The sequence below is a fragment of the Actinokineospora spheciospongiae genome, assembly GCF_000564855.1.
GTDB lineage: Bacteria > Actinomycetota > Actinomycetes > Mycobacteriales > Pseudonocardiaceae > Actinokineospora > Actinokineospora spheciospongiae.
The window spans coordinates 1-14,157 of the sequence record NZ_AYXG01000048.1 but is presented as its reverse complement, the minus strand read 5'-3'; the positions used below and the strand labels follow the sequence as shown (position 1 = coordinate 14,157).

The following is a 14,157-nucleotide window of genomic DNA, read 5'->3' as shown; positions in this document are numbered from 1 at the left end:
GGCGGGTGCCTTTCCGCTCCCAAGTGGTGGGTCGAGGTCGAACTACAGTGCGACGCCGTTCAACACGAGGTCGGCGAGCGCGCCCGCGGTCAACCCGTCGTCGTCGCCGCTCCACCTGGCCCCGGTCCCCAGGGCGGTCACGATGGTGAGCACCACGGTCGCCACCTCTCCGACCGAGGTCCGCAGCGCCCCGGCGTCGCTCTCCAGCACGGCGACCACGGCGGCGTGCAACCGGGCGCGGGCGGAGTCCCGCCCGGCGGTGGCCCTGGCCCGTTCCCCGTCCCCCGCGGCGTCCGTGCTGCGGGCCCGAGGGGGAGCGGCCAGCCGCACGGCGTCCACCACGGCCCCGGTCAGGGCAGCCTGGGCCGAAACGGCGTCGATCACCGCGACCAACCGCTCGCGCAGGGGCAGTTCGGGGTCGACGGCGGCCAATTCGGCGATGACCCGGGTGGGGTCGGAAACGTGAGCGAGGCAGGCGGCCAGCAACTCGTCCTTGTCGGTGAACGCCCGGAAGACGGTGGGCTCGCTGATCCCGGCGGCCCGCGCGATCTGCAACGTGGTCACCGATGGCCCGAGTTCGGCCAGCAGCGGGATGGCGGCGGCGACCACCATGGCGCGGCGCTCCTCGACGCTGCGCCGAGGTGCCCGCTGCCGAGGTGCTTCCTGTCCGCTCATGCCACCAATGATACGTAGTGAGTACTCACTACGCAACTGGGTGCCGCGCGACGCGTTTCGCACCCCTTCGACCGTCGCGGGATTGCGACCCCCGGCCCGGGCGCCCAGGACAGCGTCATCCGCTCACCCCTGCCGAACTCGACCACCTGCGCGGCCAACGCCCGGGGCGGTTGGCGACCGTCCAGCCGAACAGAACCCTCCAGGGCAGCCCGGCCGGGTTCCACCACAACGCCGAGACCGGCACCATCGACGGCCCCGACCGGGAGGCGCACGACCCGGTCGCCGACAACCGCGACGCGTAGCCGGTTCTGTCGGGGGTGCCGGCTAGGCTTCGCCACCTCGACCCTGGGGAGTGGATGATGGCCGTGCGCAGTGAACAGTTCTTCGACATCCTCGGCGCCCTCGCCGAGGTCGACCGCGCCGACGGTGAGCGCGCCAGCAGTTTCTCCGTGTGCGGCAAGAGGTTCGGCTACTACTGGCCGCGCACGCAGACCGTCGGCCTCAAGCAAACCCTGTCGGAGCAGCAGGCGCTCGTCGCCGAGCGGCCAGAGGTGTTCGAGGAGCAGTTCACCTGGGGTGGGTTCGGCTGGGTGGTGGTGCGGCTGTCCGGGGTGGAGGTCGACGAGCTGTCCGAGTTGGTCTTCGAGGCGTGGCGGTTGTCCGCCCCGGAGGACCTGCTGGCCCGGGTGCCCGACCACCCGGTGGTGTGACCGGGGGCGCTCAGGCGGTGTCGAAGAAGCGGTCCAGGTTGGTGGCGGCGCTGATCAGGGCCAGGTGGGTGAACGCCTGCGGGAAGTTGCCCAGTTGCTCCCCGGTCAGGGCGATCTGCTCCGCGTACAGCCCGAGGTGGTTGGCGTAGGTGAACATCTTCTCCATCGCCAGCCTGGCCCGGTCCTGCTGCCCGGTGCGCGCCAGCGCCTCCACCCACCAGAACGAGCACAGCGAGAACGTGCCCTCCTCGCCGTCGAGGCCGTCCGCCCCGGCCTCGGGGTCATAGCGGAAGACCAGGCTGTCGTCGACCACCAGCGCCTCGTCGATGGCCTCGACCGTGGCCAGGAAGCGGGGGTCGGTGGGGGAGCAGAACTTGACCATCGGCATCAGCAGCAGCGCCGCGTCGAGGCCGTCGGTGTCCTTGGCGGCGGTGAACGCCTCACCGTTCCAGCCCTCGGTCATGATCTGGCGGTAGATGTCGTCGCGGACGGTGGTCCAGCGGGTGAGGTCGGCGGGCAGGCCGCGGCGGCGGGCCACGCGCACCATGCGCTCGACGGCCACCCAGCACATCACCCGGGAGAACGTGTGGTCGCGGCCGTCGCCCCGGGACTCCCAGATGCCCTGGTCCGGCTGGTCCCAGTGGTCCATCAGCCAGTCGAGCAGCACGCACAGGCCCGCCCACACCCCGTGGGAGATGCCCGCGCCGTGCTTGTCGAACAGGTAGATCGAGTCGATCACCTCGCCGTAGACGTCGAGCTGGAGCTGGCCCGCCGCCCCGTTGCCGACCCGGACCGGGCGGGAGCCCCGGTAGCCGGACAGGTGGTCCAGCTCCTCCTCGACCAGGTCGCTGTCGCCGTCGATGGTGTAGAGGACGCGCAGCGGGCCCAGTTCGCCGTCGTGGTCCTCGGTGACCCGGTCGGTCAGCCAGCCGGTGAACGCCTCCGCCTCGTCGACGAAACCCAGGCGCAGCAGGGCGTACAGGCTGAACGCGGCGTCGCGCAGCCACACGTACCGGTAGTCCCAGTTGCGCTCGCCGCCCAACTGCTCGGGCAGGCCCATGGTCGGTGCGGACACGATGGCGCCGGTTGGCTCGTGGGTGAGCAGCTTGAGCGTCAGCGCCGAGCGGTGCACCATCTCCCGCCAGCGGCCGGTGTAGCGCGACTTCGACAACCAGCCGCGCCAGAACCCGACCGTGGCGTCGAACAGGTCGCCGTCGTGCTCCCCGGCCGGTCCGGGGTCGCCGACCTCCAGCACGAACAGCGCGGTCTCCTGAGCCGACAGCGGGAACTCCGCCCCGGCGGCACCGCCCCCGACCTCCAGCTCCACCGAGGACTCCAGCGCCAGCCGCAGGTCCGCCGTCTCGAACACCACCCGTCGCCCGTCGCCACTGGTGTCCGGGACGGCGCGGCCGTAGTCGGGGCGCGGTTCGACGCGCATCCGCATGGTCATGTGCCCGCGTACGTTCACCACCCGGCGCACCAGCCGCTGCCGGTGGTCGGGGTCGTGCGGGCGCAGGATCGGCATGTAGTCCTGCACCTCGACGATGCCGTCCTCGGTGAGGAAGCGGGTGATGAGGATGTTGGTGTCGGGGAAGTAGTACTGGTGCCTGGTCACCACCTCGCACACCGGGTTGATCAGCCAGTGCCCGCCGCGCTCGGCGTCGAGCAGCGCGCCGAAGACGCTGGGCGAGTCGAAGCGGGGCGCGCAGAACCAGTCGACCCGGCCGCCCGTGTCGACCAGCGCCGCCGTGCGCAGGTCGCCGATGATGCCGTGCTCGGCGATCGGTGGGTACGCGGTCACTGCTCGGCTGCCCGCCAACCGGCCTCACCGGGCACGGCCAGCGCGGCCTTCGGCCCCCAGCTCCCCCTGTCGTAGACCTGGACCGGCGGCGGGTTCTCCAGCACCGGCTCGCACACCTCCCACAGGCGTTCGATCTCGGCGTTGCCGCTGAACAGCGTCTGGTCGCCGCGCAGCACGTCGAGCAGCAGCTTCTCGTAGGCCTCCAGCGGTTCCGCGCCCTGGAACGCCTCCTCGAAGTCCAGGTCCAGCCGCGCCGACCCGACCTCCAGGCCCGGCCCCGGCTTCTTCGCCCGGATGCCCAGCGCCACCCGCGGCTCCTCGGTCAGCTCGAACACCAGCTCGCTGGGCGCGCAGTCGACCCGGTTGGGGAACATCGCCAGCGGCGGTTCGGTGAACCCGACGGTCACCGTGCGCCGCGACTGCGCCATCGCCTTGCCGGTGCGCAGGTAGAACGGCACGCCCTGCCACCGCCAGTTGTCGACGCGGGCCTCCAGCGCCACGAACGTCTCCACTTCGGAATCCGGGGCCACGCCCTCCTCGTCGCGGTACCCGGCGTACTGGCCGAAGACGACCTTCTCCGGGTCCAGCGGGCGCAGCGAGCGGTAGAGCTTGAGCTTCTCCGCGCGCAGCGCCTCCGCGCTGATCTCCGTCGGCGGCTCCAGCGCCAGGAACCCGAGCAGTTGGCACAGGTGGGTGGTGACCATGTCGCGGAAGGTGCCGGTGGACTCCATGAAGCTCGCCCGGCCCTCGATGCCGATCGACTCCGGCACGTCGATCTGCACGTAGGCGATGTGCCCCTGCCGCCAGATCGGTTCGAACAGGCCGTTGGCGAAGCGGAACACCAGGATGTTCTGCACCGCTTCCTTGCCGAGGAAGTGGTCGATCCGGAACAGGCTGTCCTCGTCGAACACCTCGTGCAGCGCGGAGTTCAGCTCGCGCGCGGTCTCCAGGTCGCTGCCGAACGGCTTCTCCAGCACCAGCCGGGCGTCCCGGGACAGGCCGGTCTTGCCGAGCATGTCCACCATCGGCCGCATGGTGCCCGGCGGCACGGACAGGTACAGCAGCGTGCGGGAGTCCGCACCCAACTCCGCCCGCCGCGCCTCGACCGCTGCCGCCAGTTCCTCGCCGTCGTCGGCCGAGGAGGTCTGGAAGGTGATGTGCTCGGCGAACTCCGCCCACCGCGGGTCGTCGGGGTCCTTGGCGACCTTGGCGCGGAACTCCTCGTCGGTGCCCGGCGAGTGCCTGCCCGACCCGATGACGGCGAACTCCGGCAGCAGCCCGGCCCGGTACAGCTTGAACAGCCCGGGGAACAGCTTGCGCCTGGCCAGGTCCCCGGTCGCGCCGAAGATCACGAACACGTGCGGCGGGATGGTCTCCATGTGCTCCGAGTATTCGCCCGCCGCCCGCATCCCGCTCGGCGTGCGCGGGTGAATCGATCCGACTACCTTGGCCGAACACCCGTTCGACCCCTCCGAGGAGACGACAGATGACCGAGTCCACACCCGAGCCCACGGCCGAGAAGCCCACCGACGAGTGGGTCACCGGCGACGAGCCGATGACCGGCCCGCAGCGCTCCTACCTGCACACCCTCGCCCAGGAAGCCGGTGAGGAGGTCCCGGACGACCTCACCAAGGCCGAGGCGAGCGAGCGGATCGAGGCCCTGCAGGAGCGCACCGGCCGAGGCGCCTGAACGTCGAACACCTCACGCCGCGTAGTCCGCCAGCGCGAGCGCGGTGGTCACCTCCCGGCTCGTCCGTCCGGGCAGGAGGGTCGGGTCGGCGAGCGCCGCGTTGCGCAGGCGCAATTCCTCCGCCGTGCGCGGGATGATCGTCGGCGCGCCACCGGTCGCGAGAGCCTGGTTGCGCTCCACGAAACCGCGCAGGCCCCGCTCGTACGCGGCGAACGCCTCGGTGTGGTCGGCGTGCGTGGCCAGCTCACCCGCCAGGACGTAGGCACCGACCAGCGCGATGCTCGACCCCTGTCCGGAGAGGAACGACGGGGCGTGGGCGGCGTCGCCGACCAGCGCCACCCGGCCGGTGGACCAGGCGGGCAGGTGGATCTGGCTGACGACGTCGAAGAACAGGTCGTCGGCGGCGCGCATGGCGGCCACTATGCGCGGGATCTCCCAGCCGTGACCCGCGAACTCGGCCGCGACCAGCTCGCGCTGCGCGGCCGGGTCGCGGTGGGCACCGGCGGGCGGTTCGGGGCTGCTGAAGGTGAGGAACGCGTGCAGCCGGTCGCTCGCGCCCGCCGCGTAGAGCACGCCCGCCTTGCCCGGGGTGTTCCAGGTGATGCCGCCGTGGGCCAGGCCCAGGTGGTTGGGCATGGTGAACCCGGCGAAGCAGTAGCCCAGGTGGCGGAGGTGGTCGGCTTCCGGCCCGAAGGCCAGCCGTCGGGTGCCCGAGTGCAGCCCGTCCGCCCCGATCACCAGGTCGAAGGTCGCCCGGTCCCCGCCCCGGAACACCACGTCGACGCCGGTGCCGTGCTCGGTGAGGGCGGCGATGGAGTCGCCGAAGCGGAAGTCGACCCGGTCGCGCACGGCGTCGTAGAGGACGTCGGTGAGGTCACCGCGGGGCAGCTCCAGGTCACGGCCCTCGACACCCCCGGTGACCTCCTCCGGCCGAATGGTCCCGACTTCGCGCCCATCGACGTCAACGAAGGTCAACTGCCGCGTGTCGATGTGCTTCGCCGCGACCCGGGGGAGCAGCCCCATCCGGTCGACGACCTCCACCGCGGTGCCCCGGATGTCGATCGGGTAGCCGCCACCGCGAACGGCCCCCGCCTTCTCCACTACGGTGACCTCGAAACCGTGGTGCCGCAACCAGAACGCCAACGTCGGCCCGGCGACACTGGCACCGGAGACGAGAACACGAGCCATGGCTGTCTACCTACCTTAGGTATCTTTATCCACGCCGTGAGCGGTCGCTCGCGGCGAACGGGATACCACCGATCATATACCTAAGTTAGGTATGCATGTAAGGGGAGTGCTGATGACCACCGACACCGGGGGAGCCGACGACCTGCTGGCGGCCCTGCTGCCCCGCCTCTCGCAGATCGGCACCGCGGTCAACCGCGGCAAGCTCGACGAGCGCGCCATGGCGGCGGCGGGCGTGACGCTGGAGCGCCCCGCCATGACGGTCCTCAACGTCCTGCACATCGCGGGCGAACCCCTGCGCGTCGGCGAGATCGCCACCCGGATGCAGGTGGTCGGCCCGCACGTCACCCGCCAGCTCAACACCCTGGAGACCCGCGGCCTCGTCCACCGCGTCACCGACCCGAACGACTCCCGCGCCCGCCTGGTCGAACTGACACCGCAGGGCCGGGACCTCGCCACCCGCTACCTCGGTGTCCTGTTCGGCTGGTTCACCGAAGCCCTGGCCGACTGGACCCCCCAGGACCGCCGCGCCCTCACCGACCTCCTCGCCCGCTTCGCCGACGACGTCACCGCCCACCTAGCCCGCTTCGCCGACTGACCGGCGCGGACCCCCGACCGGCGGTCCGGTCGACGGTGCGGCTCGCCGCGGTGGTCCCGGGTCAGCGGCGGCCGGTGGTCAGGATGACGAGGAACTGCCCGCCGCCCGCCTCGACGTTCGCGGTCACCGGCAGCCCGGGGACCAGTCGGGAGAACCGGTCCGCCAGCCACTCCGCCGCCTCGCGGGCGTCCTGCTCGGTCGGGCAGCGGGCGACCACCTCGCGGCCCCCCTTGCGCTCCAGCCGCCCGGCGACGGTGACCAGCGGCGCGGGCTCGGCCACGTGCAGGCGCTCCGGCCAGGCGATGACCACCTTCACCGCGCCCTTGCGGGTGTTGCACCCGCGGTGCGCGAGCCGCTCGGCGACCTTGGCCTTCCGATCGGCGGTCCGGCTGTCGACGCTGGGTCCCCGCGGGTCGTTCACCGACATGTCGGGGTCCACCGGCTCGTCGCACACCCAGCAGCGCCAGCCGTCGCGCTCGGCCACATCATCGAGGAGGCTCACCCGAGCAAACTAGCCTGCCCGACCACCACCCGGCCCAGGTGGACGCCACCGGCCCCTTGTTTCGCCGAGCGATCACGCCCTCGACACCTGAGCCGGAACTGTCGGCGGGCGCCGCTACCGTCGCGGGCATGGGGATGCTGGGGATGGTCGAGGATGACGAGTACCTGCCGGAGTACGGGACGCTGGTCGTCCGGGACGGGGTGGGCGGTGACAGGCTGCCTGAGGCGGGTGGGCTGCTGGGGGAATTGGAGACCTCCGCGCTGAGCGGCGAGCTGGCAACGGCCGGGGACGGGTGGTTGCACGGTTCGACCGGTGACCCGTACCAGGAGGTGCGGCTGGAGGCGCACGACGGCGCGCCCGCGGTGGAGCTGGGGGAGTGGGAGGACGTCCTGGTGACCCCGTACCGCAGCCGCACCGGTTCGGTGGGGCTGGGGAGCCTGACCGGCGGGGTATGCGGGGATGAACTCGATCTGGGGAGGAACGGGCTGTTCGAGGTGCGCGTGGCCCGGCGCGGCTGAGGAAGAGGTGCGGGGGAAGGTCTGGCTGTAGCAGTTCTGGCCGGTGGCGGCGTCGGCCGGGCACCGGTGGGTGAAGCGGACCACCGCGGCGGAGGGGGCCGAGGACCCCGGGTGGGGGCAGGTGCTCGGGTACCAGGCCATGGACGTCGCCCACTTCGCGGCGGGGTACGGGATGCGGCACCCGGAGTCCTGGTACGACGAACCGCTGCCAGGAGACCCCGTGCCCGCGCCGGTGTGCGCGCAGCTCGGGGTCCCCGTACCGGTGACCCGGCGCGACGCGATACCCGTGCTCGTCGCCGCCGGGGTGCTGGTACCGGAGGGAGACGGGTACCGGTTGGTCACGCGGCCGCCGATGGCCGTGGACCGCCTGGAACTGCCGGAAGAGCAGGCGAAGCGCCTTCGGGAGAGCAACGTCCGCGCTCGCCTCGTCCGGCTGGCCGCCGAGGTCACCTCCATCGCCGCCTGGGGGAACCCCGCGCCCGTCGACGACCTGGCCGAACGCCTCCTGGTCGAGGACAGGCTGATCCCCGAGGTGTTGGCCCACGCCGTCTCCGACGGGCTCATCCGCCACGACCCGGACGGCATCCGGCCGCTTCCCCGGCCGCTCCCGACGACGTCGCACGTGGTCCTGCCCAAGCCGCGTCCCCGCGCACGCACGTTCAGGGTGGCGCCCGAGGACCTGGGGAGCGGTGGTGTGGGGGGCGGCACGTCCATCGCGGTCGTGCAGTCGTTCGGTGGTGATCGGGGGGTGGAGCTGCCCGTGGGCGACCCACCGCGCGTCGGGGTGGTGACCGCGTCCCGCGACGTCCTCGTGTGGCGCGGGGAGGAACCGGTGTGCTGGGGCGGGTGCCGGGGCAGCACGTGCACCACGCGCTGGAGATCCGGGACGGCGTCGTGGTCAGCACCGGCGAGGTCGCCTGGCTGGTCCGCTGGGACGGTGAGGTGGCGCGGCTGCCGGTCGAACTGGGGTTCGCCCCGGTGCGCAGCGCGGACGGCGGGCTCCTCGGCGGGGTCCGGTCGCACGTCGGCCGCCACAGCTGGGACCAGCCGCACCTGCTCGACCTCGACACCGGGGAGGTGACCAGCCTGCCCCGCGCGGACGGCCTCACCCGTCGGCCACTGGCCGTCCACGGCGGAGCCCTGTACTTCACCGAGGGCACGTACTACGACGCGACCACCTACCGCTGGCTCCCCGGTTACGACCCCGAACCCCTCGGCCCCGGCACCTGGGCGGTCGACCCGCTCTCCGGCACCCGCTCGTCCGGCGGCCCCGGGTGGTACACCCTCCACACCCCGGACGGCGCCCAGGTCCCGCTCGCGGTCGAGGCCCCGCACCGCTTGGCCCCGGGCGGAATCGTCTACACCCTCAGGAACAACCCGAACACGATCGCGATCCACGACCCCGCGGCGATCGCCCCGACCCGGTACCGCCTCCCCGACGACATGCAGCTCAGCTCCGTGGGTCCGGGCGGCCCGGTGTGGGAAAGCGCGTCCACCCTCGTGTTCCCGACCCAGCACCCGTCCCGCCTCGTCCGCTGGAACGTCCACACCGGCAGGCTGGACGAATACCCCCTCCCGCACTCGGCCGGATACCTGCCGCTGCCCATCGCGGGCATCCTCGACCGCGACGAGGACTGGCCCGACCGTGCGCCCCTTGACCCCCACGCCACGTGAGGCCCCACAGTGGCGGCATGGAGATGGAAGAGCACACCGTCGGCGCGGTCGCGGCACTCACCGGGGTGTCCGTGCGGACCCTGCACCACTACGACGAGATCGGGCTGCTGGAACCGAACGACCGCAGCCCGGCGGGCTACCGGCTCTACTCCGCCGACGACCTGCGGCGGTTGCAGCGCATCCTGTTCTACCGGGAACTGGACCTCGACCTCGGCACGATCGGCGCCGTGCTGGCCGAACCCGGGGTCACCGACGAGGACCTGCTGCGCGCCCAACGCGAGCTGCTCGGCGAGCGGATCGCCCGCCACCAGGCCATGATGGCGGTCATCGACCGGGAGGTGGCCGCACGCAAGCTGGGCCTGACCCTCACCCCGCAGGAGCGACTAGAGGTGTTCGGCAGCACCCGGTTGGAGGACAACGCCGACCGCGCCGAGCAGCGCTGGGGCGGCACCGAGCAGTGGCGGCAGCGGCGGCGGCGCGCCTCGGCCCACTCCGCGCCGGACTGGCTCGCCATCCGCGCCGAGCAGTCCGGCATCCACCAGCGCCTGCTCGACGCCATGCGGGCGGGTGTCCCGGCCACCTCCCCGACCGCCGCGGACCTCGCCGAGGAGCAGCGCCTGCACCTGCACCGGTGGTTCCACGACTGCGACCACGACACGCACCGCCACCTCGCCGCCACCTACCTGGCCAACGAGCGCATCGGCCGCAACTACGACGACATGGCCCCCGGCCTGTCGCGCTACGTCCACGACGCGATCATCGTCAACGCCGACCGCGCGACCACCCCGCCCTGACCGACGCCCCACCGGTCAATCCTGCGACGCGGACAGCCGCGTGGTGAGGCGTGCCGTGCCCGGCAGGCCCGCCTGTCGGGCTTCCGCCGCGGACACCCGCACGGTGGAACACCGCCGGTCGGGCCTGCGCCGCGGGCAGCCGCACAGAGAGGCGGGTCTTGCCGGGCACCCGCCCCACGAAGCGGATCTCGCCCGGCCGGGCTTCCGGGTACCTGCGTGGTGAGGCCCGGCTCGCCCGTCGGTCAGGCTTCTGCTGCGGGCAGCCGCACCGTGAAGCGGGTCTCGCCCGGCACGCTCGCCACGTCGACCGAACCGTCGTGGGCCTGCACCACCGCTGCCACGATCGCCAGGCCGAGGCCGGTGCTGCTGCCCGCCGCGCGGTTGCGGGAGCTGTCGCCTCGGGCGAAGCGCTCGAACACCTCCGGCAGCAGGTCCGGGGCGATGCCGGGGCCGTCGTCGGCCACCGTGAGCACCGCCTCCGGGCCCGAGCGGGTCAGGGCCACGGTGATCGTGGTGCCCGGTGGGGTGTGCGTGCGGCCGTTGGCCAGCAGGTTCGCCAAGACCTGGTGCAGCCTGGCCTGGTCGCCGACCGCCAGCACCGGTTCGCCCGGCAGGTCGAGCCGCCAGTGGTGCTCCGGGCCTGCCACCCGGGCGTCGCCGACGGTGTCGATCACCAGCAGTGACAGGTCGACCGTCTCGTGCAGCAGTGGGCGCCCGGAGTCCAGCCGGGCCAGCAGCAGCAGGTCCTCCACCAGGGCTGTCATCCGCCGCGCCTCCGAGCCCACCCGCGACAGCGCGTGCGCCACGTCCGGCGGCAGTTCCCCGGTGCGCCTGCTCGCCAGCTCGGTGTACCCGCTGATCGCGGCCAGCGGCGTGCGCAGCTCGTGGCTGGCGTCGGCCACGAACTGCCGCACCCGGGTCTCGCTGGCCTGCCGGGCGGTCAGCGCGCGGCCGATGTGCCCGAGCATCCGGTTCAGCGCGGACCCCACCTGCCCGACCTCGGTCCGCTCGTCGGAGTCCACCGCGGGCACCCGCACCGACAGCGCCACCTCACCCCGGTCCAGCTCCAACTCGGACACCCGCTGCGCGGTCGCCGCCATCCGGTCGAGCGGTTCCAGGGTCCGGCGCACGATCAGCGCCCCGGCCACCCCCGCGATGGTCAACCCGATCAGCGCGACCCCGCCGAGCACCAGGCCCGTGGTCAGCAGCGTGTCCTCGACCCCGGCCAGCGGCAGCCCGGTCACCACGACGTCGCCGTAGACCGTGCGGACCGCGATGAGCCGGTAGTTGCCCACCCCGTCCAGCTCCCGGTCCCGGGTGACCCCGTCGGCGGGCAGCGCCGCCAGCACGTCCATCGCCGAGCCGGACAGCGGCTCCTGGACCAGGGTGTTGGTCTGCCGCTTCGCGTCGTCGACCGCGCCGCCCACGATCAGCGCGCTGATCGTGCCCGGCCCCCGGCCCGGCGCGTTGCTCGGCGGTGGGCGCATCCCCGGCGGCATCCGGCCGGAGAACTCGGTGGCCCGGCCGCTCGCCTGCCGCAACTGGTCGTCGAGCTGCCCCACCAGGAACGCCCGCAACCCCACGACGGTGACCACCCCGATCACCAGGCACACCAGCGCCAGCAGCACGAGCTGCTCGGCGATGAGCCGGGTGCGCAGGGACAGGGGCCGCTCACCCAGCGGGCTTGAGGGCATAGCCCGCCCCCCGCATGGTGTGGATCATCGGCTCCCGGCCCGCGTCGATCTTCTTGCGCAGGTAGGAGATGTAGAGCTCGACGATGTTGGCCTGACCGCCGAAGTCGTAGTTCCACACCCGGTCGAGGATCTGCGTCTTGCTCAGCACCCGGCGCGGGTTGCGCATCAGGAACCGCAGCAGCTCGAACTCGGTGGCGGTCAGCGTGATCTCCACACCCGCCCGGTGCACCTCGCGGGTGTCCTCGTCCAGCGTCAGGTCACCCACGACCAGGGTGGCGTCGTTGCCCGCCTCGCTCACCCCGGTCCGGCGCATCAGCGCCCGCAACCGCAGCACGACCTCCTCGACGCTGAACGGCTTGGTGACGTAGTCGTCGCCGCCCGCGGTCAGGCCCGCGATCCGGTCCTCCACCGAGTCCTTCGCGGTCAGGAACAGCACCGGCAGGTTGTCGCTCTCCGCGCGCAGCCTCCGCAGCACCTCGATGCCGTCGAAGTCCGGCAGCATCACGTCCAGGACCACCGCGTCCGGCTTGAACTCGCGCGCCGTGCGCACGGCCGTGGCCCCGTCCAGGGCGCTGCGCACGTCCCAACCCTCGTAGCGCAGCGCCAGCGTGACCAGCTCGGCCAGGGTCGGTTCGTCGTCGACCACCAGCACGCGCACGGGCTGGCCGTCGGGCCTGCGGAGGTCGGGGCGGGACACGGCGTTCACGGACATGCTCCCATCGTGGTGCGCCTGGTTGGGGTCGCACTGTGCCGACCCTGTGTATCAGCTGTGCGCGGCGACGGCTCCCCGGACGAGCCGGACATAGGTGACGCAGAAGCGGTGCACAGCTCATCCACAGGGACGGCGGCGAACCTGGTCCCACACCGAGGGGCACGGGGCCCCGCGGTGGACCCAGGAGGAACCATGTCCGACCAGACCGGCAGGCCCGGCCAGGAGCAGCCCGCCCCCGCGGCGCAGCCCACGGCCCCGCGGCCCGAGGCGCACGACCCCGCGGCGCGGCAGCCGGTGGGCCAGGAGTCCGCGGCGCCGCAGGCCGCGCCGGGGCAACCCGCACCCCAGCAGCAGGCGGCCTGGGGCGCACCCGGGCCGGAACAGTCCATGACCTGGGGCGCGCCCGCACCGGAGCGGACCGCGCCCCGCTGGTCGTGGAAGAAGACCGCCGCCGCGACCGCTGTCGCCGTGGGGGTCGCCGTCGGCGGCGGGTTCGCCGTCTACGCGGCGGGCAACGCCACCGCGGACGGCGCCGAGCAGCGCGGTGGACCCGGCGGGATGCGCGGAGGTCCCGGCGGCATGGTCATCCGGGGCGGGGTGGGTGGGCTGATGGGCGCGCTGCACGGCGAATTCGTCGCCTCGGACGGCAACGGTGGCTACGAGACCAAGCTGATGCAGACCGGTGAGGTCACCGCGATCAGCGACACCTCGATCACCGCCAAGAGCGCCGACGGCTTCACCAAGACCTACGTGATCGACGCCGACACGGTGAAGACCGCGGTGGAGACCGGCGACCAGGTGATGGTCCTGGCCACCACCTCCGGCGACACCGCCACTGCGGAGTCCGTCTCCGAGGGAGACGTCATGGGTGGTCCCGGAGCCCTTGGTGGGATGCCCGGTGGTCAGCAGCAGGGCGTGCCGCCGCGCCGCGACGGCACCGGCGGCACCGACGACCAGGGCCCGGACGGGGGCGGCACCCCGCCCGGGAACTGACCGACCGGCCCGCTCGACCCCGTCGACTACTTGTCGACGGGGTCGACGACCTTCGAGGCGGCGGTGATGATCGACCACAACGGGCTGCGGGTGCGCTCGTAGTAGACGCGCCGGTTCGCGGGCTCGCGGTGCTCGGTCAACATGCCCAGGTCCACCAGCCGGGTCAGCTCCACACCGCAGGCGCTCTGCGCGATCACCGTCTTCGGTGGTTCCGACTGGAAGAACCGCGGCCCCGCGTGCTGGTGAATCCACAGTGCCAACCGCAGTCGACTCGGCCTGCCGAACAGCAGTCGACCCACATCACCGGCGTCCATCCCACTCCTGACATCGCAAGTCTCTATCCGTTATCAAGATAGCGAGAGAGGGGCTCGGTGTCGAGACGGAATGTCGGGACGGATGTCGGGACCGGCGTGCGGCGGCGGGTCTCCGCGCCGGGGGCGGTCGCGGGCCCGGCGTGGCCGCTCGGGCTGCGCCGCGACCTCGGGGTGGGCGCTGACCAGCGCGAACACGGCCGATGACGGCTTAAGGGACCCCCCTGTGAACCCCCGTTTTGGGGTCGTGTAACTTTATCCAAGTCAGAGCGACACGGGCCGGGAAAACAACCGGAACGA

The 14,157-nt window shown here is 72.5% G+C and carries 16 protein-coding genes; 8 read left to right on the top strand and 8 right to left on the bottom strand.

The window, feature by feature from the left end:
* Positions 1-42 precede the first annotated feature (42 nt).
* The gene (locus tag UO65_RS06360) at positions 43-675 is read right to left on the bottom strand and encodes a TetR/AcrR family transcriptional regulator (RefSeq protein WP_035279719.1); all 633 of its coding nucleotides are present in this window, start codon (positions 673-675) and stop codon (positions 43-45) included.
* A 170-nt stretch (positions 676-845) separates the two neighbouring features.
* Here UO65_RS06360 and UO65_RS38555 point away from each other — a divergent pair, with 170 nt between their 5' ends.
* Complete coding sequence (locus UO65_RS38555) at positions 846-977, top strand: hypothetical protein (protein ID WP_267880586.1); 132 nt, start codon at positions 846-848, stop codon at positions 975-977.
* A 57-nt stretch (positions 978-1,034) separates the two neighbouring features.
* Positions 1,035-1,385: an MmcQ/YjbR family DNA-binding protein gene (locus UO65_RS06355; RefSeq protein ID WP_035279717.1), complete on the top strand. Its 351-nt coding sequence runs from the start codon at positions 1,035-1,037 to the stop codon at positions 1,383-1,385.
* 10 nt (positions 1,386-1,395) lie between these two features.
* On the opposite strand, the gene UO65_RS06350 is transcribed toward UO65_RS06355, so the two are convergent.
* Positions 1,396-3,186: a glycoside hydrolase family 15 protein gene (locus UO65_RS06350; protein ID WP_084175349.1), complete on the bottom strand. Its 1,791-nt coding sequence runs from the start codon at positions 3,184-3,186 to the stop codon at positions 1,396-1,398.
* Positions 3,183-4,565, bottom strand: a complete 1,383-nt coding sequence (gene zwf / locus UO65_RS06345) for a glucose-6-phosphate dehydrogenase (protein ID WP_035279806.1) — start codon at positions 4,563-4,565, stop codon at positions 3,183-3,185. Before zwf ends, UO65_RS06350 begins: the two co-directional genes overlap by 4 nt.
* Positions 4,566-4,672: 107 nt before the next feature.
* Between zwf and UO65_RS06340 the strand changes: the two genes are divergently transcribed.
* A complete protein-coding gene (locus tag UO65_RS06340) occupies positions 4,673-4,876 on the top strand; it encodes a DUF3072 domain-containing protein (RefSeq protein WP_035279714.1) in 204 nt (67 codons plus the stop codon).
* Positions 4,877-4,888: 12 nt separating this feature from the next.
* Here the strand turns inward: UO65_RS06340 and UO65_RS06335 are convergent, their stop codons facing one another.
* The gene (locus UO65_RS06335) at positions 4,889-6,064 is read right to left on the bottom strand and encodes an FAD-dependent monooxygenase (protein WP_035279712.1); all 1,176 of its coding nucleotides are present in this window, start codon (positions 6,062-6,064) and stop codon (positions 4,889-4,891) included.
* A 112-nt stretch (positions 6,065-6,176) separates the two neighbouring features.
* On the opposite strand from UO65_RS06335, the gene UO65_RS06330 reads away from it, so the two are divergent.
* The gene (locus tag UO65_RS06330; protein ID WP_035279711.1) at positions 6,177-6,659 is read left to right on the top strand and encodes a MarR family winged helix-turn-helix transcriptional regulator; all 483 of its coding nucleotides are present in this window, start codon (positions 6,177-6,179) and stop codon (positions 6,657-6,659) included.
* 61 nt (positions 6,660-6,720) lie between these two features.
* On the opposite strand, the gene UO65_RS06325 is transcribed toward UO65_RS06330, so the two are convergent.
* On the bottom strand, positions 6,721-7,161 hold the full coding sequence (locus tag UO65_RS06325) for a hypothetical protein (protein ID WP_035279710.1): 441 nt from the start codon (positions 7,159-7,161) through the stop codon (positions 6,721-6,723).
* A gap of 128 nt (positions 7,162-7,289) precedes the next feature.
* On the opposite strand from UO65_RS06325, the gene UO65_RS06320 reads away from it, so the two are divergent.
* The 3 genes from UO65_RS06320 to UO65_RS06310 all read left to right on the top strand — a co-directional run bounded on the left by UO65_RS06320 (position 7,290) and on the right by UO65_RS06310 (position 10,147).
* Positions 7,290-7,679, top strand: coding sequence for a hypothetical protein (locus tag UO65_RS06320; protein ID WP_152551998.1), 390 nt, complete (start codon positions 7,290-7,292; stop codon positions 7,677-7,679).
* An 834-nt stretch (positions 7,680-8,513) separates the two neighbouring features.
* On the top strand, positions 8,514-9,353 hold the full coding sequence (locus tag UO65_RS36615; RefSeq protein WP_161784433.1) for a hypothetical protein: 840 nt from the start codon (positions 8,514-8,516) through the stop codon (positions 9,351-9,353).
* A 17-nt stretch (positions 9,354-9,370) separates the two neighbouring features.
* Positions 9,371-10,147, top strand: a complete 777-nt coding sequence (locus tag UO65_RS06310) for a MerR family transcriptional regulator (RefSeq protein WP_233427458.1) — start codon at positions 9,371-9,373, stop codon at positions 10,145-10,147.
* A 242-nt stretch (positions 10,148-10,389) separates the two neighbouring features.
* Here UO65_RS06310 and UO65_RS06305 read toward each other — a convergent pair whose 3' ends face one another.
* Both UO65_RS06305 and UO65_RS06300 read right to left on the bottom strand, forming a co-directional pair.
* Positions 10,390-11,841, bottom strand: a complete 1,452-nt coding sequence (locus UO65_RS06305) for a sensor histidine kinase (RefSeq protein WP_035279704.1) — start codon at positions 11,839-11,841, stop codon at positions 10,390-10,392.
* Positions 11,819-12,553, bottom strand: a complete 735-nt coding sequence (locus tag UO65_RS06300) for a response regulator transcription factor (protein WP_035279702.1) — start codon at positions 12,551-12,553, stop codon at positions 11,819-11,821. The genes UO65_RS06305 and UO65_RS06300 overlap by 23 nt, the downstream gene beginning before the upstream one ends.
* A gap of 192 nt (positions 12,554-12,745) precedes the next feature.
* On the opposite strand from UO65_RS06300, the gene UO65_RS06295 reads away from it, so the two are divergent.
* Positions 12,746-13,546 (top strand): hypothetical protein, encoded by an 801-nt coding sequence (locus UO65_RS06295; RefSeq protein WP_200873320.1) that lies wholly within the window; start codon positions 12,746-12,748, stop codon positions 13,544-13,546.
* Between the two features lie 26 nt (positions 13,547-13,572).
* On the opposite strand, the gene UO65_RS06290 is transcribed toward UO65_RS06295, so the two are convergent.
* Positions 13,573-13,860, bottom strand: coding sequence for a hypothetical protein (locus UO65_RS06290; RefSeq protein WP_035279700.1), 288 nt, complete (start codon positions 13,858-13,860; stop codon positions 13,573-13,575).
* Positions 13,861-14,157: the final 297 nt, after the last annotated feature.

Coding starts and splice junctions, on each gene's coding strand:
- UO65_RS06320 (WP_152551998.1), top strand. CDS start 7,290: ATGGGGATGCTGGGGATGGTCGAGGATGACGAGTACCTGCCGGAGTAC.
- UO65_RS06340 (WP_035279714.1), top strand. CDS start 4,673: ATGACCGAGTCCACACCCGAGCCCACGGCCGAGAAGCCCACCGACGAG.
- UO65_RS06295 (WP_200873320.1), top strand. CDS start 12,746: ATGTCCGACCAGACCGGCAGGCCCGGCCAGGAGCAGCCCGCCCCCGCG.
- UO65_RS06310 (WP_233427458.1), top strand. CDS start 9,371: ATGGAGATGGAAGAGCACACCGTCGGCGCGGTCGCGGCACTCACCGGG.
- zwf (WP_035279806.1), bottom strand. CDS start 4,565: ATGGAGACCATCCCGCCGCACGTGTTCGTGATCTTCGGCGCGACCGGG.
- UO65_RS06330 (WP_035279711.1), top strand. CDS start 6,177: ATGACCACCGACACCGGGGGAGCCGACGACCTGCTGGCGGCCCTGCTG.
- UO65_RS06360 (WP_035279719.1), bottom strand. CDS start 675: ATGAGCGGACAGGAAGCACCTCGGCAGCGGGCACCTCGGCGCAGCGTC.
- UO65_RS06355 (WP_035279717.1), top strand. CDS start 1,035: ATGGCCGTGCGCAGTGAACAGTTCTTCGACATCCTCGGCGCCCTCGCC.
- UO65_RS06300 (WP_035279702.1), bottom strand. CDS start 12,553: ATGTCCGTGAACGCCGTGTCCCGCCCCGACCTCCGCAGGCCCGACGGC.
- UO65_RS06290 (WP_035279700.1), bottom strand. CDS start 13,860: ATGGACGCCGGTGATGTGGGTCGACTGCTGTTCGGCAGGCCGAGTCGA.
- UO65_RS06335 (WP_035279712.1), bottom strand. CDS start 6,064: ATGGCTCGTGTTCTCGTCTCCGGTGCCAGTGTCGCCGGGCCGACGTTG.
- UO65_RS06305 (WP_035279704.1), bottom strand. CDS start 11,841: ATGCCCTCAAGCCCGCTGGGTGAGCGGCCCCTGTCCCTGCGCACCCGG.